This is a genomic window from Streptomyces sp. CY-1 (assembly GCF_047218265.1).
Classification (GTDB): Bacteria; Actinomycetota; Actinomycetes; order Streptomycetales; family Streptomycetaceae; genus Streptomyces; species Streptomyces niphimycinicus.
Genome location: NZ_CP178393.1, coordinates 5399168 through 5420702 on the forward strand (window position 1 = coordinate 5399168; position 21535 = coordinate 5420702).

Annotated in this window: 17 protein-coding genes and 1 tRNA gene; 2 read left to right on the forward strand and 16 right to left on the reverse strand. The window is 67.5% G+C overall.

The annotated features are described in order from the left end of the window. Positions 1 to 140 precede the first annotated feature (140 nt). From fusA to ACK1X7_RS23180, 13 genes are all read right to left on the reverse strand, one after another. Positions 141 to 2261, reverse strand: a complete 2121-nt coding sequence (gene fusA, locus ACK1X7_RS23120; RefSeq protein WP_216344736.1) for an elongation factor G — start codon at positions 2259 to 2261, stop codon at positions 141 to 143. A 38-nt stretch (positions 2262 to 2299) separates the two neighbouring features. Then, positions 2300 to 2770 carry a 30S ribosomal protein S7 gene (gene rpsG / locus ACK1X7_RS23125; RefSeq protein WP_014178748.1) on the reverse strand — a complete coding sequence of 157 codons (471 nt, stop codon included), beginning with the start codon at positions 2768 to 2770 and terminating at the stop codon, positions 2300 to 2302. Positions 2771 to 2772: 2 nt separating this feature from the next. Further along, positions 2773 to 3144 carry a 30S ribosomal protein S12 gene (gene rpsL / locus ACK1X7_RS23130; RefSeq protein WP_014054153.1) on the reverse strand — a complete coding sequence of 124 codons (372 nt, stop codon included), beginning with the start codon at positions 3142 to 3144 and terminating at the stop codon, positions 2773 to 2775. Between the two features lie 377 nt (positions 3145 to 3521). Continuing rightward, a complete protein-coding gene (locus ACK1X7_RS23135) occupies positions 3522 to 7436 on the reverse strand; it encodes a DNA-directed RNA polymerase subunit beta' (RefSeq protein WP_093463845.1) in 3915 nt (1304 codons plus the stop codon). Positions 7437 to 7534: 98 nt separating this feature from the next. Beyond that, positions 7535 to 11017, reverse strand: a complete 3483-nt coding sequence (gene rpoB, locus ACK1X7_RS23140) for a DNA-directed RNA polymerase subunit beta (protein ID WP_059148981.1) — start codon at positions 11015 to 11017, stop codon at positions 7535 to 7537. Positions 11018 to 11606: 589 nt separating this feature from the next. Beyond that, the gene (rplL, locus tag ACK1X7_RS23145; protein WP_211124233.1) at positions 11607 to 11996 is read right to left on the reverse strand and encodes a 50S ribosomal protein L7/L12; all 390 of its coding nucleotides are present in this window, start codon (positions 11994 to 11996) and stop codon (positions 11607 to 11609) included. Positions 11997 to 12080: 84 nt separating this feature from the next. After that, positions 12081 to 12641 (reverse strand): 50S ribosomal protein L10, encoded by a 561-nt coding sequence (gene rplJ / locus ACK1X7_RS23150; protein WP_216344734.1) that lies wholly within the window; start codon positions 12639 to 12641, stop codon positions 12081 to 12083. A 275-nt stretch (positions 12642 to 12916) separates the two neighbouring features. Continuing rightward, positions 12917 to 13747, reverse strand: a complete 831-nt coding sequence (locus ACK1X7_RS23155; protein WP_385138353.1) for a hypothetical protein — start codon at positions 13745 to 13747, stop codon at positions 12917 to 12919. 204 nt (positions 13748 to 13951) lie between these two features. Next, on the reverse strand, positions 13952 to 14671 hold the full coding sequence (gene rplA, locus ACK1X7_RS23160; RefSeq protein ID WP_059148984.1) for a 50S ribosomal protein L1: 720 nt from the start codon (positions 14669 to 14671) through the stop codon (positions 13952 to 13954). A gap of 94 nt (positions 14672 to 14765) precedes the next feature. Beyond that, entirely contained in the window at positions 14766 to 15200 is a 435-nt protein-coding gene (gene rplK / locus ACK1X7_RS23165) for a 50S ribosomal protein L11 (protein WP_044571693.1), read from the reverse strand. A 165-nt stretch (positions 15201 to 15365) separates the two neighbouring features. Then, positions 15366 to 16238, reverse strand: a complete 873-nt coding sequence (gene nusG / locus ACK1X7_RS23170) for a transcription termination/antitermination protein NusG (RefSeq protein WP_385114414.1) — start codon at positions 16236 to 16238, stop codon at positions 15366 to 15368. A gap of 83 nt (positions 16239 to 16321) precedes the next feature. Then, positions 16322 to 16615 carry a preprotein translocase subunit SecE gene (gene secE, locus ACK1X7_RS23175; protein ID WP_216344731.1) on the reverse strand — a complete coding sequence of 98 codons (294 nt, stop codon included), beginning with the start codon at positions 16613 to 16615 and terminating at the stop codon, positions 16322 to 16324. Between the two features lie 107 nt (positions 16616 to 16722). After that, a tRNA-Trp gene (locus tag ACK1X7_RS23180) sits at positions 16723 to 16795 on the reverse strand. A gap of 181 nt (positions 16796 to 16976) precedes the next feature. Between ACK1X7_RS23180 and ACK1X7_RS23185 the strand changes: the two genes are divergently transcribed. After that, positions 16977 to 18215 carry a pyridoxal phosphate-dependent aminotransferase gene (locus tag ACK1X7_RS23185; RefSeq protein ID WP_385138358.1) on the forward strand — a complete coding sequence of 413 codons (1239 nt, stop codon included), beginning with the start codon at positions 16977 to 16979 and terminating at the stop codon, positions 18213 to 18215. Between the two features lie 132 nt (positions 18216 to 18347). Next, a complete protein-coding gene (locus tag ACK1X7_RS23190; protein WP_385138360.1) occupies positions 18348 to 19379 on the forward strand; it encodes an adenosine deaminase in 1032 nt (343 codons plus the stop codon). Between the two features lie 6 nt (positions 19380 to 19385). Here the strand turns inward: ACK1X7_RS23190 and ACK1X7_RS23195 are convergent, their stop codons facing one another. From ACK1X7_RS23195 to ACK1X7_RS23205, 3 genes are all read right to left on the reverse strand, one after another. Continuing rightward, positions 19386 to 20441, reverse strand: coding sequence for a UDP-N-acetylmuramate dehydrogenase (locus tag ACK1X7_RS23195; protein ID WP_385138362.1), 1056 nt, complete (start codon positions 20439 to 20441; stop codon positions 19386 to 19388). Positions 20442 to 20606: 165 nt separating this feature from the next. Next, the gene (locus tag ACK1X7_RS23200) at positions 20607 to 21044 is read right to left on the reverse strand and encodes a MaoC family dehydratase (RefSeq protein WP_361495474.1); all 438 of its coding nucleotides are present in this window, start codon (positions 21042 to 21044) and stop codon (positions 20607 to 20609) included. Next, positions 21041 to 21511 (reverse strand): MaoC family dehydratase N-terminal domain-containing protein, encoded by a 471-nt coding sequence (locus tag ACK1X7_RS23205; protein ID WP_216344726.1) that lies wholly within the window; start codon positions 21509 to 21511, stop codon positions 21041 to 21043. Before ACK1X7_RS23205 ends, ACK1X7_RS23200 begins: the two co-directional genes overlap by 4 nt. Between the last annotated feature and the right edge of the window lie 24 nt (positions 21512 to 21535).

A 21535-nucleotide genomic window follows, 5' to 3' on the forward strand; every position in this document is an offset into this window, starting at 1 on the left:
GGGGGATGCCCTTCGCCGTATTCGTCTGGGGGGCCGGCGCCAGGGGCTCCGTCGTGGAACGCGGTGGACGCGCTCCACGACGAATGCCCCGATGCCTTGTGCTTCCAGCCTAAAGGGTGAGGAAAGCGGATGAACCCGCCTTACTCGCCCTTGGCCTTCGCGATGATCTCCTCGGCGACGTTCCGCGGAACCTCGGCGTAGGAGTCGAACTGCATGGAGTAGCTGGCGCGGCCGGACGTCTTGCTGCGCAGGTCGCCCACGTAGCCGAACATCTCCGACAGCGGAACCAGGCCGGTGACCAGCTTGGCGCCGCTCCGGTCCTCCATGGACTGGATCTGCCCGCGACGGGAGTTGATGTCGCCGATCACGTCACCCATGTAGTCCTCGGGCGTGGTGACCTCGACCTTCATCATCGGCTCGAGCAGGGCCGGGCTGGCCTTGCGGGCAGCCTCCTTGAAGGCCATCGAACCGGCGATCTTGAACGCCATCTCGGACGAGTCGACCTCGTGGTAGCCACCGTCGAGCAGGGTGACCTTCACACCGGTCAGCGGGTAGCCCGCGAGCACGCCGAACTCCATGGCCTCCTGGCAGCCCGCGTCCACGGACGGGATGTACTCCCGCGGGATACGGCCACCGGTGACCTTGTTCTCGAACTCGTAGCCATCGCCCTCGAGCGGCGCCAGCGCGATCTGCACCTTCGCGAACTGGCCGGAACCACCAGTCTGCTTCTTGTGCGTGTAGTCGTACCGCTCGACCGCCTTGCGCAGCGTCTCGCGGTAGGCCACCTGCGGCTTACCGACGTTGGCCTCGACCTTGAACTCGCGGCGCATCCGGTCGACCAGCACGTCCAGGTGCAGCTCGCCCATGCCGGAGATGATCGTCTGGCCGGTCTCCTCGTCGGTCTTGACGCGGAAGGACGGGTCCTCCTCGGCAAGCCGCTGGATCGCGACGGCGAGCTTCTCCTGGTCGCCCTTGGACTTCGGCTCGATGGCCACCTCGATGACCGGGGCCGGGAAGTCCATGGACTCAAGGATCACCGGGCTCGACGAGTCGGAGAGGGTCTCACCGGTGGTGGTCTGCTTCAGACCCATGACGGCGACGATGTCGCCGGCACCCACCGAGTCGATCTCCTCACGCTTGTTCGCGTGCATCCGGTAGATCTTGCCGATGCGCTCCTTCTTGCCCTTCACGGAGTTCAGCACCTGGGTGCCGGCTTCCATGCGGCCGGAGTACACACGGATGAAGGTGAGCTTGCCGAGGTGCGGGTCGCTCGCGATCTTGAACGCCAGAGCCGAGAGAGGCTCCTCCTCGGACGGACGACGCTTGATGACCTCGTCCGGGTCCTTGACCGAGTGCCCCTCGATCGCCTCGATGTCGATCGGCGACGGGAGGTACCGGACCACGGCGTCGAGCAGGGGCTGCACGCCCTTGTTCTTGAACGCGGTGCCACAGAACACGGGGGTGACGGTGGTGCCGCCGCCCTTGCCGGAGGCGATGGTGATACGGCGGATCGCCGCGTAAAGCTGCTCCACGGTGGGCTCCTCGCCCTCCAGGTACAGCTCCATCATCTCTTCGTCGTTCTCGGCGACGGTCTCGAGCAGCTTGCCGCGCCACTCGTCGGCGGCCTCGGTGTGGGTGTCCGGGATGTCGACGGTGTCGTACATCTCGCCCTTGGTCGCCTCGGCGGACCAGACCAGCGCCTTCATGGTGACGAGGTCGACGACACCCTTGAAGTCGGCCTCGGTGCCGATCGGAAGCTGCATGACGATCGGCACCGCGCCCAGGCGGTCCGTGATCATGTCGACGCAGCGGTGGAACTCCGCACCGGTGCGGTCGAGCTTGTTGACGAAGCAGATACGCGGAACGCCGTAGCGGTCCGCCTGACGCCACACCGTCTCGGACTGCGGCTCCACACCGGCGACGCCATCGAACACCGTCACGGCACCGTCGAGCACGCGCAGCGAACGCTCCACCTCGACGGTGAAGTCGACGTGGCCCGGGGTGTCGATGATGTTGATGGTGTGATCGACGTTCTCAAGCGGCCAGTGACAGGTCGTCGCGGCCGACGTGATCGTGATGCCGCGCTCCTGCTCCTGCTCCATCCAGTCCATCGTGGCAGCGCCGTCGTGGACTTCACCGATCTTGTAGCTCACGCCGGTGTAGAACAGGATCCGCTCGGTGGTGGTCGTCTTGCCCGCGTCGATGTGTGCCATGATCCCGATGTTGCGGACCTTGGCCAGGTCAAGTGAAGTGGTGGCCATATGGCTCAGTCTTCTCTCGGTTCTCGATGGGGTAGCGACTACCAGCGGTAGTGCGCGAAGGCCTTGTTGGACTCGGCCATCTTGTGGGTGTCCTCACGCCGCTTGACGGAGGCGCCCAGACCATTGCTGGCGTCCAGCAGCTCGTTCATGAGCCGCTCGGTCATGGTCTTCTCACGACGGGCGCGCGAGTAGCCCACGAGCCAGCGCAGGGCGAGGGTGGAGGAGCGGCCGGGACGGACCTCGACCGGCACCTGGTAGGTGGCGCCACCGACACGGCGGGAGCGGACCTCGAGGGTCGGCTTCACGTTCTCCAGCGCGCGCTTGAGCGTGATGACCGGGTCGTTGCCGGACTTCTCGCGCAGGCCCTCCATGGCGCCGTACACGATGCGCTCGGCGGTGGAGCGCTTGCCGTTCAGCAGCACCTTGTTGATGAGGGACGTCACCAGAGGAGAGTTGTAAACCGGGTCGATGATGACCGGGCGCTTCGGGGCGGGACCCTTACGAGGCATTCTTACTTCTCCTTCTTGGCGCCGTAGCGGCTGCGAGCCTGCTTGCGGTTCTTGACGCCCTGCGTGTCGAGGGAGCCGCGGATGATCTTGTAACGAACACCCGGCAGGTCCTTCACACGACCGCCACGCACGAGCACGATGGAGTGCTCCTGCAAGTTGTGCCCCTCACCGGGGACGTAGGCGGTGACCTCGATCCCACTGCTCAGCCGGACACGCGCGACCTTGCGGAGCGCCGAGTTCGGCTTCTTCGGCGTCGTGGTGAACACGCGAGTGCATGTCCCACGGCGCTGCGGCGACCCCGCGAGGGCGGGGGTCTTGTTCTTCTCGACCTTGTCCTGGCGGCCCTTGCGGACCAGCTGCTGGATCGTAGGCACCGTTTCTCCGGTTTCTGTGTGCCAGTCTCGGTAAAGCTAACCTGGAGTTCCTCCGACCCACGCGGTCGGGTGTGTCGCGCACCGCAGCCCTCTGCGAAAGTTCGGAGAGTGCGGATTGTTGGTGTCGACACCTCGGCCCCTCGCATGCTGAGGCACCTCCCCGCCGAAGGCTGGGGGCGCACACGCAAGGACCCGGGCACACCCCAGGCACAAGGTCTGAGCGTACCTACCTCATCGACTTCGGTCAAAACAAATGCAGAGCGCCCCGACACGCCGGAAATGGGGTACTCGATTTTCGCCCTGGGCAGAACCGTCCGGAAACGCCGCAGGGCGGCCACCCCACCATGGGGGTGACCGCCCTGTGAACGGATCGGGACCTACTGGTTGTACGGACCGTAGTCGTAGTCCTCCAGCGGAACCGCCTGGCCGGAGCCCGTGCCGAAGGGCGAGTAGTCGATGTCGTCGTAACCGACGGCCGAGTACATCGCGGCCTTCGCCTCCTCGGTCGGCTCGACCCGGATGTTGCGGTAACGGGACAGGCCCGTACCGGCCGGGATGAGCTTACCGATGATCACGTTCTCCTTGAGGCCGATCAGGGAGTCCGACTTGGCGTTGATCGCCGCGTCGGTGAGCACCCGGGTCGTCTCCTGGAAGGACGCCGCCGACAGCCAGGACTCGGTCGCCAGCGATGCCTTGGTGATACCCATGAGCTGCGGACGGCCGGAGGCCGGGTGACCGCCCTCCTGGACCACACGACGGTTCTCCGACTCGAAGCGCGAGCGCTCCACGAGCTCGCCCGGCAGCAGCTCCGCGTCGCCGGACTCGATGATCGTCACCCGGCGCAGCATCTGCCGGATGATGATCTCGATGTGCTTGTCGTGGATCGACACACCCTGCGAGTTGTAGACCTTCTGGACCTCGCCCACCAGGTGCACCTGGACGGCGCGCTGGCCGAGGATCCGCAGCACGTCGTGCGGGTTGACGGCACCCACGGTCAGCGGCTGGCCGACGTCGACGCGGTCGCCCTCGCCCACCAGGAGACGGGCTCGCTTGGAGACGCCGAAGGCGGTCTCGTCGGAGCCGTCGTCCGGGGTGACGACGAGCTTCTTGGTCTTCTCGGTCTCCTCGATCCGGACGCGGCCGGCCGCCTCCGAGATCGGGGCGACACCCTTGGGCGTACGGGCCTCGAAGAGCTCGACGACACGCGGCAGACCCTGGGTGATGTCGTCACCGGCCACACCACCGGTGTGGAAGGTACGCATCGTGAGCTGGGTGCCGGGCTCACCGATGGACTGGGCGGCGATGATGCCGACCGCCTCACCGATGTCCACCAGCTTGCCGGTCGCCAGCGAGCGGCCGTAGCACATGGCGCAGGTGCCGACGGCGGACTCGCAGGTGAGCACCGAACGGGTCTTGACCGTCTCCACGCCGTGGCGGACCAGCTCGTCGATGAGCACATCGCCCAGGTCGGTACCGGCCGGGGCCAGGACCTTCCCCTCGACGACGATGTCCTCGGCGAGGCAGCGCGCGTACACGCTGGTCTCGACGTCCTCCGCCTTGCGCAGCACGCCGTCCGCACCCTTGGAGGCGATCTCGAGCTTGAGGCCGCGGTCGGTGCCGCAGTCCTCCTCGCGGATGATCACGTCCTGGGAGACGTCCACCAGACGTCGGGTCAGGTAACCCGAGTCGGCGGTACGCAGGGCGGTGTCGGCGAGACCCTTACGGGCACCGTGGGTGGAGATGAAGTACTCCAGCACGGAGAGACCCTCACGGAACGACGCCTTGATCGGCCGCGGGATGGTCTCGTTCTTCGCGTTGGACACCAGACCACGCATACCGGCGATCTGACGCATCTGCATCATGTTTCCGCGCGCGCCCGAGTCGACCATCATGAAGATCGGGTTGGTCTTCGGGAAGTTCGCGTTCATCGCCTCGGCGACCTCGTTGGTCGCCTTGGTCCAGATCGCGATCAGTTCCTGGGTGCGCTCGTCCTTGGTGATCAGACCACGCTCGTACTGCTTCTGGACCTTCTCGTCCTGCGCCTCGTACCCCTCGATGATGCCCTTCTTGGCCTCGGGCACGACCACGTCGGAGATGGCGACGGTGACACCGGAGCGGGTGGCCCAGTGGAAACCGGCCGCCTTCAGGTTGTCCAGCGTCGCCGCGACGATGACCTTGGGGTAACGCTCGGCGAGGTCGTTGACGATCTCGGAGAGCTGCTTCTTGCCCACCGAGTAGTCGACGAACGGGTAGTCCTCGGGCAGCAGCTCGTTGAAGAGCGCGCGGCCCAGCGTGGTGCGCAGCCGGAAGCTGTCACCGGGCTGCCAGGCCCCTCCCCCGACGCCGTCGTCCCCTGCCTCCGGAACCGGCGGGGTCCAGCCGCGCGGCGGGACGGTGCCGATCGGGAAGCGGATGTCGATCTTCGCCTGGAGCGAGAGCTCCCGGGCGTCGAACGCCATGGTCGCCTCGGCGGCCGAGCCGAAGGCCCGGCCCTCGCCCTTGACCTCGCGCTCCTCCTCGTCGGTGGTGAGGAAGAACAGGCCCAGCACCATGTCCTGGGTCGGCATGGTCACCGGCCGGCCGTCGGCCGGCTTGAGGATGTTGTTCGAGGACAGCATCAGGATGCGGGCCTCGGCCTGCGCCTCCGCGGACAGCGGCAGGTGCACGGCCATCTGGTCACCGTCGAAGTCCGCGTTGAACGCGGTGCAGACGAGCGGGTGGATCTGAATGGCCTTGCCCTCGACGAGCTGCGGCTCGAAAGCCTGGATGCCGAGGCGGTGCAGGGTCGGCGCACGGTTCAGCAGCACCGGGTGCTCGGCGATGACCTCTTCGAGCACGTCGTACACGACCGTGCGGCCGCGCTCGACCATGCGCTTGGCCGACTTGATGTTCTGCGCGTGGTTCAGGTCCACCAGGCGCTTCATCACGAACGGCTTGAAGAGCTCCAGCGCCATGGCCTTGGGCAGACCGCACTGGTGCAGCTTGAGCTGCGGGCCGACGACGATGACCGAACGGGCCGAGTAGTCGACACGCTTACCGAGCAGGTTCTGACGGAACCGGCCCTGCTTGCCCTTCAGCATGTCGCTGAGGGACTTCAGCGGACGGTTACCGGGACCGGTCACCGGGCGACCGCGGCGGCCGTTGTCGAACAGCGCGTCGACGGCCTCCTGGAGCATCCGCTTCTCGTTGTTCACGATGATCTCGGGGGCACCGAGGTCGAGGAGACGCTTGAGGCGGTTGTTCCGGTTGATCACACGGCGGTACAGGTCGTTCAGGTCGGAGGTCGCGAAGCGGCCACCGTCGAGCTGCACCATCGGACGCAGGTCCGGCGGGATCACCGGGATGCAGTCCAGCACCATGCCGTTGGGGCTGTTGCGGGTCTGGAGGAAGGCGGAGACGACCTTGAGGCGCTTGAGCGCACGGGTCTTCTTCTGGCCCTTGCCGGTCCGGATGATCTCGCGGAGCTTCTCGGCCTCCTCGTCGAGGTCGAAGGACTCCAGGCGCTTCTGGAGCGCCGCGGCGCCCATGCCGCCCATGAAGTACGTGCCGAAGCGGTCACGCAGCTCGCGGTAGAGCAGCTCGTCGCCCTCCAGGTCCTGGACCTTGAGGTTCTTGAAGCGGTTCCACACCTCGTCGAGACGGTCGATCTCGCGCTGGGCGCGGTCACGAAGCTGCTTCATCTCGCGCTCGGCGCCCTCGCGCACCTTACGGCGCACATCGGCCTTGGCACCCTCGGCCTCGAGCTCGGCGAGGTCCGCCTCGAGCTTCTTGGCGCGGGCCTCCAGGTCGGCGTCGCGGCGCTGCTCGATCTGCTGGCGCTCGACGGAGACATGGGCCTCCAGCGAGGGCAGATCGCGCGTGCGGCGCTCCTCGTCCACCCACGTGATCATGTAGGCGGCGAAGTAGATGACCTTCTCGAGGTCCTTCGGGGCGAGGTCGAGCAGGTAGCCCAGACGGCTGGGCACGCCCTTGAAGTACCAGATGTGGGTGACGGGAGCGGCCAGCTCAATGTGGCCCATCCGCTCACGGCGCACCTTGGCGCGGGTGACCTCGACGCCACACCGCTCACAGATGATGCCCTTGAATCGGACGCGCTTGTACTTGCCGCAGTAGCACTCCCAGTCCCGGGTCGGACCGAAGATCTTCTCGCAGAAGAGTCCGTCCTTTTCGGGCTTGAGGGTGCGGTAGTTGATGGTCTCCGGCTTCTTGACCTCACCGTGGGACCACTGACGGATGTCGTCAGCAGTGGCGAGGCCGATCCGCAGCTCGTCGAAGAAGTTGACGTCGAGCACTTGTCGTCAATCCCTCTTTCAGGGTCGTGTCTTCGGGTCTGACTGGGGGTCCGGGGAGAGGCCGGGGCTGAGCGTACGTACCGCCCCGGCCAGACCCGTCAGACCTCTTCGACGCTGCTCGGCTCGCGCCGGGACAGGTCGATACCGAGCTCCTCCGCAGCGCGGAAGACGTCCTCGTCGGTGTCGCGCATCTCGATGGACATGCCGTCGGACGACAGCACCTCCACGTTGAGGCACAGGGACTGCATCTCCTTGATGAGCACCTTGAAGGACTCGGGGATGCCGGGCTCGGGAATGTTCTCGCCCTTGACGATGGCCTCGTAGACCTTCACGCGGCCGGTGACGTCGTCGGACTTGATGGTCAGCAGTTCCTGGAGGGCGTACGCGGCGCCGTAAGCCTCCAGCGCCCACACCTCCATCTCGCCGAAGCGCTGGCCACCGAACTGAGCCTTACCGCCCAGCGGCTGCTGGGTGATCATCGAGTACGGACCGGTGGACCGGGCGTGCAGCTTGTCGTCCACCAGGTGGTGCAGCTTGAGGATGTACATGTAGCCGACCGAGATCGGCTCCGGGAACGGCTCGCCGGAGCGGCCGTCGAAGAGCCGGGCCTTGCCGGACGACTGGACCAGGCGGTCGCCGTCGCGGTTCGGGATCGTCGAGTCGAAGAGACCGGCGATCTCGTCCTCGCGGGCGCCGTCGAAGACCGGGGTCGCGACGTTGGTGCCGGGCTCGACCTCGTCGGCGCCGATGGCCTGGAGCCGCTGCATCCAGTCCTCGGAGCCCTCGACCTTCCAGCCCCGGGAGGCCAGCCAGCCGAGGTGGATCTCCAGGACCTGTCCCGGGTTCATTCGGGACGGGACACCCAGCGGGTTGAGGATGATGTCGACCGGGGTGCCGTCCTCCAGGAACGGCATGTCCTCGACCGGCAGGATCTTGGAGATGACGCCCTTGTTGCCGTGCCGGCCGGCGAGCTTGTCACCGTCGGTGATCTTGCGCTTCTGCGCCACGTAGACGCGGACCAACTGGTTCACGCCCGGCGGCAGCTCGTCGCCCTCTTCGCGGTCGAAGACGCGGACGCCGATGACCTTGCCGATCTCACCGTGCGGCACCTTCAGCGAGGTGTCACGGACCTCACGGGCCTTCTCACCGAAGATCGCGCGCAGCAGCCGCTCCTCCGGGGTCAGCTCGGTCTCGCCCTTCGGGGTGACCTTGCCGACCAGGATGTCGCCGGCGACGACCTCGGCACCGATCCGGATGATGCCGCGCTCGTCGAGGTCGGCGAGGACCTCCTCGGAGACATTCGGGATGTCCCGGGTGATCTCCTCGGGGCCGAGCTTGGTGTCCCGGGCGTCGACCTCGTGCTCCTCGATGTGGATCGAGGAGAGGACGTCGTCCTGCACCAGACGCTGGCTGAGGATGATCGCGTCCTCGTAGTTGTGGCCCTCCCACGGCATGAACGCCACCAGGAGGTTCTTGCCGAGCGCCATCTCGCCGTCCTCGGTGGACGGGCCGTCGGCCAGCACCTGGCCGGCGATCACCCGCGCACCCTCGTCCACGACGACCTTCTGGTTGAAGGAGGTGCCCTGGTTGGAGCGGGAGAACTTGGCCACCCGGTAGGTGGTGTAGGTGCCGTCGTCGTTGGCCACCGTCACGTAGTCGGCGGAGACCTCCTGGACGACACCGTCCTTCTCGGCCTTGATGACGTCGCCGGCGTCGACCGCGCAGCGGTACTCCATGCCGGTGCCGACCAGCGGGGACTCCGCCTTGATCAGCGGCACGGCCTGGCGCATCATGTTCGAGCCCATGAGCGCGCGGTTGGCGTCGTCGTGCTCGAGGAAGGGGATCATCGCGGTCGCGACCGACACCATCTGGCGCGGCGAGACGTCCATGTAGTCGACGTCGTCGCCGGGGATGTAGTCGACCTCGCCGCCACGGCGGCGGACCAGGACGCGGTTCTCGGCGAAGCGCAGGTCGTCCGCCAGCGGGGCGTTGGCCTGCGCGATGACGAAGCGGTCCTCTTCATCGGCGGTCAGGTAGTCGACGTCGTCGGTGACGACACCGTCGACGACCTTGCGGTACGGGGTCTCGATGAAACCGAACGCGTTGACCCGGCCGTAGGAGGCGAGCGAGCCGATCAGACCGATGTTCGGGCCTTCGGGGGTCTCGATCGGGCACATGCGGCCGTAGTGCGACGGGTGCACGTCACGGACCTCGAAGCCCGCCCGCTCACGGGAGAGACCACCGGGGCCGAGCGCGTTCAGCCGGCGCTTGTGGGTCAGACCCGACAGCGGGTTCGTCTGGTCCATGAACTGCGACAACTGGCTGGTGCCGAAGAACTCCTTGATGGAGGCGACGACCGGCCGGATGTTGATCAGGGTCTGCGGCGTGATCGCCTCGACGTCCTGAGTCGTCATGCGCTCGCGCACGACGCGCTCCATACGGGCCAGACCCGTGCGGACCTGGTTCTGGATCAGCTCGCCGACGTTACGGATACGGCGGTTGCCGAAGTGGTCGATGTCGTCGGTCTCGACGACCACGGACTGGCCGTTGTCCCCGACGGTCTCGGTCTCACCGGCGTGCAGCTTCACCAGGTACTTGATCGAGGCGATGACGTCCTCGACCGTGAGCACGCCCGCGTCCAGCGGAGCGGCCGAACCCAGCTTCTTGTTGACCTTGTAGCGGCCGACCTTCGCGAGGTCGTAGCGCTTGGGGTTGAAGTAGAGGTTCTCCAGCAGCGTCTGCGCGGCCTCACGCGTGGGGGGCTCGCCCGGACGCAGCTTGCGGTAGATGTCGAGCAGCGCGTCGTCCTGGCCCTGGGTGTGGTCCTTCTCCAGGGTGGCGCGCATCGACTCGTACTCGCCGAACTCCTCCAGGATCTGCTCGGTCGTCCAGCCGAGAGCCTTCAGAAGAACGGTGACGGACTGCTTGCGCTTACGGTCGATGCGCACACCGACCATGTCGCGCTTGTCGATCTCCATCTCCAGCCAGGCACCCCGGGAGGGGATGACCTTGACGGAGAAGATGTCCTTGTCGGACGTCTTGTCGATGGAGGAGTCGAAGTAGACACCCGGCGAGCGGACAAGCTGCGAGACAACGACACGCTCGGTGCCGTTGATGCAGAAGGTGCCCTTGTCGGTCATGAGCGGGAAGTCGCCCATGAAGACCGTCTGGGACTTGATCTCGCCGGTCTCGTTGTTGGTGAACTCGGCCGTGACGAAGAGCGGAGCTGCGTAGGTGAAGTCACGCTCCTTGCACTCGTCGATCGAGTTCTTCGGCGGCTCGAAACGGTGATCACGGAAAGTCAGGGACATCGACCCGGAGAAGTCCTCGATCGGGGAGATCTCCTCGAAGATCTCTTCCAGACCGGACTTGGTGGGGACGTCCTGACCGCTGTCCAGCGCAGCCTCGACGCGAGCCTTCCAGGCGGCATTGCCGAGCAGCCAATCGAAGCTCTCGGTCTGCAGCGCGAGGAGGTTCGGAACCTCAAGAGGCTCCCTGATCTTCGCAAAGGAGATGCGCAGCGGGGCGGTGCTGGCGCCATTGTTCGTATTGGCAGTCGAGGCGTTGCGCGAGGCGGCCAAGAGGGGGTCCTTCCGAGGGCTCGGACTCACTACGCGCGTACCGGTCCCACCGAGAGCCCATGGATGAAATCCCTGGTCAGGGTGTTTCCATCAGTAGTGCTCGAAGGTAGGTATGCCCCTGGTGACGGGCAGGGAGCAGCTAACAGGCAGCGCAAAGGGTCAGTGTAGCCACTTGGCACACTGATGTCCAGCGCCGAGTTTCTGAGACCGGCAGTGCCAATCTCTCCCTCCGGTGAGGGGGCGCGCCCCTCGTTGTCTTCATCCGCCCTGTCGGCAGCCCGCGCGCTCGATGCGCATATCGATACTGCCCGCTTCGCCGACGATCCATGCCTCGGACTTTTGGATCGATGTGGCGTCGCGTCCTGAGAATTGCGCGCTGCGTGCCGTTCGTCAAGGCCCCCCACTCCGGCGAGATCGTCACAGGGCGTGGCGACAGGCAACGAAGATCACCCTACCTCCACAACCCCGTAAGACAATGTAGCCGTGACGGGAACGCCGAAGGGCGACCACCCGAACGGGTGATCGCCCCTGGCTGGAACCGGGCCGCGCCGCCGGACGTCCTACGGGCGTGTGGCGGCGGGCCGAGAGGTCACTTGACCTCGACGGAGGCGCCGGCGCCCTTGAGGGACTCGGCGGCCTTCTCGGCGGCGTCCTTGGCGACCTTCTCGAGAACGGGCTTCGGGGCGCCGTCCACGAGGTCCTTGGCCTCCTTCAGACCCAGGGAGGTCAGCTCACGCACGACCTTGATGACCTGGATCTTCTTGTCGCCCGCACCGGTGAGGATGACGTCGAACTCGTCCTTCTCCTCCTCGGCCGGGGCAGCGGCACCCGGGGCGCCCGGGGCGGCGGCCATGACGGCGGCCGGGGCGGCGGCGGTGACGTCGAACTTCTCCTCGAAGGCCTTCACGAACTCGGAGAGCTCGATGAGGGTCATCTCCTCGAACTGCGCGAGCAGGTCGTCCTGGCTGAGCTTCGCCATGATGGCGGTCCTTCCACTAATTCGGCAGGTGGTGCCGGATGAACATGTCGGCGGGCTTCCCGGCCCGCTGCGACCGGAGCCTGATTACTCGGACTCGGCCTCGGCGGGAGCCGGGGATTCGGCACCGCCCTGCTCGGCCTGCTTCTGCCGGAGCGCCTCGGCGGTCCGGATGAACTTGGACAGCGGGGCCTGGAAGAGCGCGGCAGCCTGGGACTGCTTGGCCTTCATCGCACCCGCCAGCTTGGCGAGCAGCACCTCACGGGACTCGAGGTCCGCGAGCTTCTTGATCTCGTCGGCGGACAGCGCCTTGCCATCAAGGACACCGCCCTTGATGACGAGAGCGGGGTTCTCCTTGGCGAAGTCACGGAGACCCTTCGCCGCCTCGACCGGGTCACCGGTCACGAAGGCGACGGCCGACGAACCCGCGAACAGGTCGTCGAGCTGGTTGATCCCGGCCTCGTTGGCCGCGATCTTGGTCAGCGTGTTCTTCACCACACGGTACTGAACGTTCTCACCGAGCGAACGGCGCAGCTCCTTGAGCTGCGCAACGGTGAGACCGGTGTACGCGGTGACGACAGCCGCGTGAGAGGTGCGGAACTTCTCCCGCATCTCGTCGACGGCTGCGACCTTGTCAGGACTCGCCATGAGCCTCGGCCTCCTTCCGGGTGATGAGGACCGCTACGGCCTGAAGGAAGGAGACTGGACAATGCGAAAACGCCCCGGCGCAGGCGCTCGGGGCGTAACTCGACCGGCACAGGCCCACGGCCCGCTCGGGAGTTCAACCACATACACCTACGCAGGTCGCCCGCAGCTAGCGGATCCTTCAGCCACCGAACCCCTTACGGGGGCACAGCGACAACCAGCGGTCTTTGGCTTCTGTAGGAGATTACGCGAACGGGCCGCGGCCAGGCAAATCGGCTCTACTGCTGGAGCATGTCCTGGAAGTCCACGGTGTCCGAGGACGTCGGCTCCTCGACGGTCACGGCGGTGCCGTAGTCCGAGTAGTAGACGGTGGAGTCATAGGAGCCGTTGTTGCTCTGGGCCTGTTCACGCTTCTTGACCAGCAGGTTCTGGTCGTCGACCCACAGGTCGATGGTCTCGGTGTCCATGCCGGAGGTCTCGAGCTGCTTCTGGAGGGCGTCCAGATCCGACTGGCTCAGCTCCTTGGACTGCATCTTGGCGATCTCGGAGACCTTGACCGTGCCCGTGTAGTGCGTGGCCTTGACGCCCTTGACGCTCTCCGAGCCGACGCTCTTGACCTTGCCGGTGGCGAGCAGCAGCTCCACCGAGCGCGACGGGTTGTTGTTCTGCATCTGGTCCTTCAGGAACGCGCCCGAGGGACCGGCCTTCTGGGCCAGCACGTCGTAGTCGTACTTCACCCAGTGCTTACCGCTGCCGGCCTGCGCGGCGAACTCGTCGCCCATGTTCAGGAACATCGCGTCCGGGGTGTAGCGCGCGTCCATCGCCTTGCCCTCGATCGGGGAGGAGGCGATGGCGCCACCGCTCTGGGTGATGGACATGTTGGCCCGGATGCCGTTGGCCCAGTCCATGGAGCCGGACATCTGCGAGTTCTGCTCGCCCATCTTGGTGGTGCCCTCGACCTTGGCCGAGTTCTTCTGGTCCGTCCGCTGCGAGGCCAGCTTGAGCGCCGCCAGCGGGCTCATCGCGGACTGGCCGGACTTGTCGCCGGTCTTCTCACCGGCCTTGTCGTCGCCGGACTTCTCGCTCCCGCACGCGGTGAGGCCGACCATGAGAACGACGCTTCCAGCGGCTATGGCCCAACGCGCACCGACATGAGTACCGCGCACGGCTCCCCCTTATTTTTATTTCTCTTTTACGTCCGAGGTGACTTTAGCTGAGCGGACCGACAACGGAAGACGCCGGGCCCCCGCACCTTCGACGCGGTGCGGGGGCCCGGCGGTTGCACACCGTGGTGCGCTGGTTCAGGGGCGGCCTCAGACGGCCTCTTCCTCGACCAGCAGGTTGCGGGTGCGGTTGGCGTCCAGCGGAATGCCGGGGCCCATCGTGGTGGTCAGGGTCGCCTTCTTGATGTAGCGGCCCTTCGCGGCGGACGGCTTGAGACGGTTGATCTCCTCCAGCGCCGCGGCGTAGTTCTCCACCAGCTTGGTCTCGTCGAACGAGAGCTTGCCGATGATGAAGTGCAGGTTGGAGTGCTTGTCGACGCGGAACTCGATCTTGCCGCCCTTGATGTCCGTGACGGCCTTGGCCACGTCCGGGGTGACGGTTCCGGTCTTCGGGTTCGGCATCAGACCACGCGGACCGAGCACCCGGCCGAGGCGGCCGACCTTGCCCATGAGGTCCGGGGTGGCGACGACGGCGTCGAAGTCCAGACGCCCCTTGGACACCTCGTCGATGAGCTCGTCGGAGCCGACGATGTCGGCGCCGGCGGCCTCCGCGGCCGCAGCACGGTCACCGGTCGCGAAGACCAGGACCCGGGCGGTCTTACCGGTGCCGTGCGGCAGGTTCACGGTGCCGCGGACCATCTGGTCGGCCTTGCGCGGGTCGACGCCCAGGCGCATGGCGACCTCGACGGTCGCGTCGAACTTGGTCGCGGAGGTGTCCTTCGCCAGACGGACGGCCTCGAGCGGGGCGTAGTTGCGCTCCCGGTCGATCTTGGCGTCCGCAGCGCGGAGAGTCTTGCTGCGCTTGCTCACTGTTGCTCCTGATGTTGTGGAGTTCGTGGTCCGGGCCAGCGCTTGGCCCTGCCACACGTGGCTGCGGGGGCTGTGGGCCCTCGCCGTGGAGGTGTCAGCCCTCGACCGTGATGCCCATGGAACGGGCGGTGCCGGCGATGATCTTCTCGGCGGCGTCCAGGTCGTTGGCGTTCAGGTCGGGCATCTTGGTGGTGGCGATCTCACGCACCTGGTCGCGGCTGATCTTGGCGACCTTGGTCTTGTGCGGCTCGCCGGAGCCCTTCTCCACGCCCGCGGCCTTGAGGATCAGCTTGGCGGCCGGCGGGGTCTTGGTCACGAAGGTGAAGGAGCGGTCCTCGTAGACCGTGATCTCCACCGGCACGACCATGCCACGCTGCGACTCGGTCGCGGCGTTGTAGGCCTTGCAGAACTCCATGATGTTGACGCCGTGCTGGCCCAGCGCGGGGCCGACCGGCGGGGCCGGGTTCGCGGCGCCGGCCTGGATCTGGAGCTTGATCAGCCCCGTGACCTTCTTCTTCTTGGGAGGCATGCTCTCTCCGGGTCCTAGTGAGAGGTGGTTCGCCTCCGAACCGGATCATCCGGATGGAGGCATACCGCACAACGATAACGGGTATAGGTGTGCGCCTTAAAACCGAGCAGGTCAGACCGGCCGCGAAAGCCCGTCTGACCTGTTCGGAAGTTCTGGTGAGGAGACTCAGTTCTTCTGGATCTGGTCGAAGCTCAGCTCGACCGGGGTCTCCCGGCCGAAGATCTCCACCAGGCCCTTGACCTTCTTCGAGTCGGCGTTGATCTCGTTGATCGTCGCCTGGAGGGTCGCGAACGGGCCGTCGGTGACCGTGACCGAGTCGCCGACCTCGAAGTCCAGCACCTGGACCTCGACCTTGCGGCTCGGCGCCGGCATGCCGCTCTCCTCGGCGGCGGCCTTGGCGGCCTTCTCCTCGGCCTCGGGGGCGAGCATCTTGACGATCTCGTCCAGGGTCAGCGGGTACGGGTCGTAGGCGTTGCCCACGAAGCCGGTGACGCCCGGCGTGTTGCGGACGACACCCCACGACTCGTTCGTCAGGTCCATGCGGACGAGCACATAGCCGGGCAGCTTGTTCTGCCGGACGTTCTTGCGCTCGCCGTTCTTGATCTGGACGATCTCTTCCTCGGGGACCTCGGCCTGGTAGATGAAGTCCTCGACGTTCAGCGAGACGGCACGCTGCTCCAGGTTGGCCTTCACGCGCTTCTCGTAGCCCGCGTAGGTGTGGATCACATACCACTCACCGGGCAGTCCGCGCAGCTCCTCGCGGAGCGCCTCGACCGGGTCGACGACCTCTGCCTCGGCGGCGTCCGCTTCCTCGGCCGCGTCCGCTGCCTCGTCCAGCCCGTCCGGCTCGGCCTCGGGCGCCGCATCGGCCTCGAGGGCGTCCTCGCCCTCGACACGCAGCGCCTCCTCCTCGGCGGGCACGCCCGCCGCGGCGTCGGCTGCCTCAGCCTGGTCGGAGTCCGCCGCCTCGACGATGTCGAGCTCGTCCTCACGGGACTCGACGGGCTCGGCGGCGTCGTTCAGGTTCGGGTCAGACACTGTGGCTGCTTCTTCCTGGCTTCAAAGGGGTGGAACGTGCGAAAGAGGCGACGCCGGGACGGCGGCCGCCTTTCGCGTGGGTCTCAGCCAAAGACGTACTTGATGGCGTTATTGAACCCATAGTCAATCACGGTCACGATGCCGATCATGATGAGGACGAAAACGATCACCACACTGGTGTACGTCGACAACTGGCTACGCGTCGGCCAGACGACCTTCCGCAGCTCAGCGATGATCTGGCGGTAGAAGAGCGCGAGGCGGCCGAAGGGCCCCTTCTTCGCGCGCTTGCCACCACGGCGACCCCGCTTGGTCGCCACCTCGTCCTCATCGGGACGACCGCTCTCAGGCGTCGCGGTGGAGCCAAGGGCTTCCGTCACTCGTCCTCACCTGAATCCGGGTCGTGGCCGTGCCGCGTCCGGCCCGGCCGCACAGCGGTGCTTGTCCTTGCGTACGCATGCACGCACCCTGATCAAAGTGCGTGTAGCAGGGCCGGAGGGACTTGAACCCCCAACCGCTGGTTTTGGAGACCAGTGCTCTACCAATTGAGCTACGACCCTTCGCGGCACCACCAACCTACCGCATACATCCGGCTGCACGGAGTGTGCGGTCGGATGCGGCTGTTGATCGGCCAACGACGGTTGAGTGTACGTGCTTGACGGCCGGGCGTCGAACGAGAAGCGCGCGAAGTCTCCGCAAACCCATGTGCCACCCATTTCGCCCGTCTGCGACGATGCATCTATGACCGCTGCTACTCCCCCCGTACAGTCCCCGACCGACCGGCGGGTATCGGCCCGGATCGGCTCGATCTCCGAGTCCGCGACTCTCGCCGTCGACGCCAAGGCCAAGGCCCTCAAGGCCGCCGGCCGTCCGGTGATCGGCTTCGGCGCCGGTGAGCCCGACTTCCCCACGCCCGACTATGTCGTCGACGCCGCGGCGGCGGCCTGCCGCGACCCGAAGTACCACCGCTACACGCCGGCCGGCGGGCTCCCCGAGCTCAAGGCCGCGATCGCCGCGAAGACGCTGCGCGACAGCGGATACGAGGTCGAGGCGGCCCAGGTCCTGGTGACCAACGGCGGCAAGCAGGCGATCTACGAGGCGTTCGCCGCGATCCTGGACCCGGGCGACGAGGTCATCGTCCCCGCGCCCTACTGGACCACCTACCCGGAGTCGATCCGGCTGGCCGGCGGTGTCCCGGTGGATGTCGTCGCCGACGAGACGACCGGCTACCGCGTCTCCGTCGAGCAACTCGAGGCGGCCCGCACCGAGCGCACCAAGGTGCTGCTCTTCGTCTCCCCCTCGAACCCCACCGGCGCGGTCTACAGCCGTGAGCAGATCGAGGAGGTCGGCCGCTGGGCCGCCGAGCACGGGCTGTGGGTGCTCACCGACGAGATCTACGAGCACCTGGTCTACGGCGACGCGGAGTTCCACTCGCTGCCGGTCGTGGTGCCCGAGCTGCGCGACAAGTGCATCGTGGTCAACGGTGTCGCGAAGACGTACGCGATGACCGGCTGGCGGGTGGGCTGGGTCATCGGCCCCAAGGACGTCATCAAGGCCGCGACCAACCTCCAGTCGCACGCCACCTCGAATGTGAGCAATGTCGCTCAGGTCGCCGCGCTGACCGCCGTCTCGGGCGACCTCGACGCCGTGGCCACGATGCGCGAGGCGTTCGACCGCCGCCGGCGCACCATCGTGCGGATGCTGAACGAGATCGACGGCGTCGAGTGCCCGGAGCCGGAGGGCGCCTTCTACGCCTACCCCTCGGTCAAGGGGCTGCTCGGCAAGGAGATCCGCGGCAAGCGGCCGCGGACCAGCGTCGAGCTGGCGGAGCTGATCCTGGAGGAGGCCGAGGTCGCGGTGGTGCCGGGTGAGGCCTTCGGCACCCCGGGCTATCTGCGGCTGTCGTACGCGCTGGGCGACGAGGACCTCGTCGAGGGCGTCTCCCGGCTCCAGAAGCTGTTGGGCGAGGCGAGCGCGTAAGGCGCGCGGGTCGCACGCACGTAGGGAACGGGCCGGAATCCGCGGGAGCGGATCCGGCCCTTCCTCATGTGTGCACCTCCCCGTTCGGGGAAAGCGGTACCGGCGGGTCCGCTCGTGCGGCAGTATCTGCAGATGGCACGCGATGTACACCTGCTCCCCAAAGCGCATCTGCATCTTCACTTCACCGGCTCCATGCGCCCCGCGACCCTCCTGGAACTCGCCGACAAGTACGGCGTCCACCTGCCCGAGGCACTGAGCGGCGGTGAGCCGCCGAAATTGCGGGCCACCGATGAGCGCGGCTGGTTCCGCTTCCAGCGGCTGTACGACATCGCACGATCCTGTCTGCGGGACGCCGACGACATCCGGCGGCTGGTGCGCGAGGCGGCCCAGGAGGACGTGCGGGACGGGGCCCAGTGGCTGGAGATCCAGGTCGACCCCACCTCGTACGCCCCGCGTCTGGGCGGGCTGATCCCGGCGATGGAGGTCATCCTGGACGCGGTCGAGAGCGCCTCCGCGGACACCGGTCTTGGGATCAGGGTGCTGATCGCCGCCAACCGCATGAAGCATCCGCTGGAGGCGCGCACCCTGGCCCGGCTCGCGGTGCGCTACGCGGACCGCGGCGTGGTCGGCTTCGGCCTCTCCAACGACGAGCGGCGCGGCTTCGCCCGTGACTTCGACCGGGCCTTCGCCATCGCCCGGGAGGGCGGGCTGCTGGCCGCGCCGCACGGCGGCGAGCTGTCGGGCGCCAGTAGTGTGCGGGACTGCCTGGACGACCTCGGCGCGGCCCGGGTCGGCCACGGGGTGCGCGCGGCGGAGGACCCACGGCTGCTGGCCAAGCTCGCCGAGCGCCAGGTGACCTGCGAGGTGTGCCCGTCGTCGAACGTGGCGCTCGGGGTCTACGAGAAGCCGGAGGACGTCCCGCTGCGGACGCTCTACGACGCCGGGGTGCCGATGGCGCTCGGGGCCGACGACCCGCTGCTCTTCGGCTCACGGCTGGCGGCGCAGTACGAGCTGGTGCGCGAGCACCACGGCTTCACGGACGCCGAACTGGCCGAGCTGGCACGGCAGTCGGTGCGCGGGTCGGCCGCGCCGGAGGAGGTGCGGCAGCGGATGCTGACGGGGATCGACGACTGGCTCGCGGGCCCCGACCACTCACGTGAGTAGTCGGGCTCAGAGACTCACGCCCACCGTCACCGGCTCGTTGACCAGCCGGATCCCGAACGCCGCCTCGACCCCGGCCACCACCTCGCGGGCCAGCGCCAGCAGATCCTCGGTCGTGGCCTCGCCCCGGTTGGTGAGGGCGAGCGTGTGCTTGGTGGAGATCCGGGCCGGGCCGGTGCCGTAGCCCTTGGTGAAGCCCGCCCTGTCGATCAGCCAGGCCGCGGAGGTCTTGATCAGGCCGTCGCCCGCCGGGAAGGCGGGCGGCGCGGTGTCCGGGCCCAGGCGGTCGGCGACGCGGGCCAGGAAGGCGGCGTAGGCGTCCTGGTCGAGCACCGGGTTGGTGAAGAACGACCCCGCGGACCAGGTGTCGTGGTCCTCGGGGTCGAGCACCATGCCCTTGCCCGCGCGCAGTCCCAGGACGGTCTCGCGGGCGACGGCGGCCGGTACCCGGTCCCCCACCTCGACGCCGAGCACCCGCGCGGTCTCGGCGTACCGGACGGGCGCGGAGAGGCCGCCCGCGTCCTCCAGTTCGAAGCGGACCCGGAGCACCACATGGCGGTCGGGGTCGGCCTTGAAGCGGCTGTGGCGGTAGGAGAAGGCGCAGTCGGCGTTCGGGATCGTGACGACCTCGTCGGCGCGGCGGTCGTAGGCGATCACCTCGGTGATCGTGGCGGAGACCTCCTGGCCGTAGGCGCCGACGTTCTGTATCGGCGTGGCCCCCGCGGAGCCGGGGATTCCGGCGAGGCATTCGATGCCCGCGAGCCCGGCCCGGACGGTACGGGCCACGGCGTCCGACCAGTTCTCGCCCGCGGCGAGCTCCAGGCGGGTGCCGTCGAGTGTGAAGCCGCTGGTCGCGATCTCCAGGGCGGTGCCGTCGAAGCCCTTGTCGGCGATGACCAGATTGCTGCCGCCGCCGATCACCAGCAGCGGGGTGCCGGCCGCGTCGGCCGCCCGGACCGCGGCGATGACCTCGTCGTCGGTCGTGGCCGTGATCAGCCGGTTGGCCGGTCCGCCGAGGCGGAAGGTGGTGAGGGGCGCGAGAGGGGCGTCGTGGAGTTCCTGCACGCGCTCAAGAGTACGGGGGCGCCCCCTGGGGCCCTGGGGTGGCCGCCCCCGGTGTGGGGAGTCCGGGGGCCGACGGGGCGTGCGGCCCGTATGGGGCTCAGGCGGGCTTCACACGCTGTGGCGTGCTCTCATCCGGCTGGGGGCCGCTCGGGCGCGGTCGAGGGCTCAGGCGAGCCGTACCACGGCGCGGGCCCGGCCCAGCACCTTCTGGCCGGCGCTGGTCGCCATGATGTCGAGGCGCACCGTACGGGCCTCGTCGTCCAGCTTGGCGGTGACCTTGGCGCCGATCTCGATGAGCGCGCCCTTGTCGTCGTTGGGGACCACGACCGGCCTGGTGAAGCGGACGCCGTACTCGACGAGGGCGCCGGGGTCGCCGGCCCACTCGGTCACTACGCGGGCCGCCTGGGCCATGGTGTAGGCGCCGTGGGCGATGACGTCGGGGAGGCCGACCTCCTTGGCGAACTTCTCGTTCCAGTGGATCGGATTGAAGTCGCCGGACGCGCCCGCGTACCGCACGAGGTCGGCGCGGTTCACCCGGAACTCGCGCATCGGCACCTCGGTGCCGACCTCCACGTCGTCGTACGAGATCTTGGCCGTCGTCATCTGCTCTCCTCCACCTCTGCGTCGGCGGCGCGGGCCACCAGCGTCGTGAACGACGTCGCTACATGATCACCCGCCTTGTCGTGGACCTCACCGCGGACGGACAGGATGTCGTTGCCGGCCAGCGACTTGATCGAATCGATGATCGAGGTGACCGACAGCAGGTCCCCCGCGCGGACCGGGCGGGTGTACTCGAACCGCTGGTCGCCATGGACCACCCGGCTGTAGTCCAGCCCCAGTTGCGGGTCCTCGACAACCTGCTTCCCGGCCGCCTTGAAGGTGATCGTGAAAATGAACGTCGGCGGGGCGATCACGTCGGGGTAGCCGAGGGCCCGGGCCGCCTCGGGGTCGGTGTAGACCGGATTGGTGTCACCCAGGGACTCGGCGAATTCGCGGATCTTCTCCCGGCCGACCTCGTAGGCCGCGGTGGGCGGGTAGGTCCGCCCCACGAAGGACTGGTCGAGCGCCATCGGCGCACACCTCCTGCGATTGAA

Excerpts from the sequence above, each read along its gene's own strand:
- rpsG (WP_014178748.1), bottom strand. The coding sequence starts at position 2,770 with ATGCCTCGTAAGGGTCCCGCCCCGAAGCGCCCGGTCATCATCGACCCG.
- ACK1X7_RS23190 (WP_385138360.1), top strand. The coding sequence starts at position 18,348 with ATGGCACGCGATGTACACCTGCTCCCCAAAGCGCATCTGCATCTTCAC.
- ACK1X7_RS23155 (WP_385138353.1), bottom strand. The coding sequence starts at position 13,747 with ATGGTCGGCCTCACCGCGTGCGGGAGCGAGAAGTCCGGCGACGACAAG.
- ACK1X7_RS23205 (WP_216344726.1), bottom strand. The coding sequence starts at position 21,511 with ATGGCGCTCGACCAGTCCTTCGTGGGGCGGACCTACCCGCCCACCGCG.
- ACK1X7_RS23185 (WP_385138358.1), top strand. The coding sequence starts at position 16,977 with ATGACCGCTGCTACTCCCCCCGTACAGTCCCCGACCGACCGGCGGGTA.
- ACK1X7_RS23200 (WP_361495474.1), bottom strand. The coding sequence starts at position 21,044 with ATGACGACGGCCAAGATCTCGTACGACGACGTGGAGGTCGGCACCGAG.
- rplK (WP_044571693.1), bottom strand. The coding sequence starts at position 15,200 with ATGCCTCCCAAGAAGAAGAAGGTCACGGGGCTGATCAAGCTCCAGATC.
- fusA (WP_216344736.1), bottom strand. The coding sequence starts at position 2,261 with ATGGCCACCACTTCACTTGACCTGGCCAAGGTCCGCAACATCGGGATC.
- rplJ (WP_216344734.1), bottom strand. The coding sequence starts at position 12,641 with ATGGCGAGTCCTGACAAGGTCGCAGCCGTCGACGAGATGCGGGAGAAG.
- rplL (WP_211124233.1), bottom strand. The coding sequence starts at position 11,996 with ATGGCGAAGCTCAGCCAGGACGACCTGCTCGCGCAGTTCGAGGAGATG.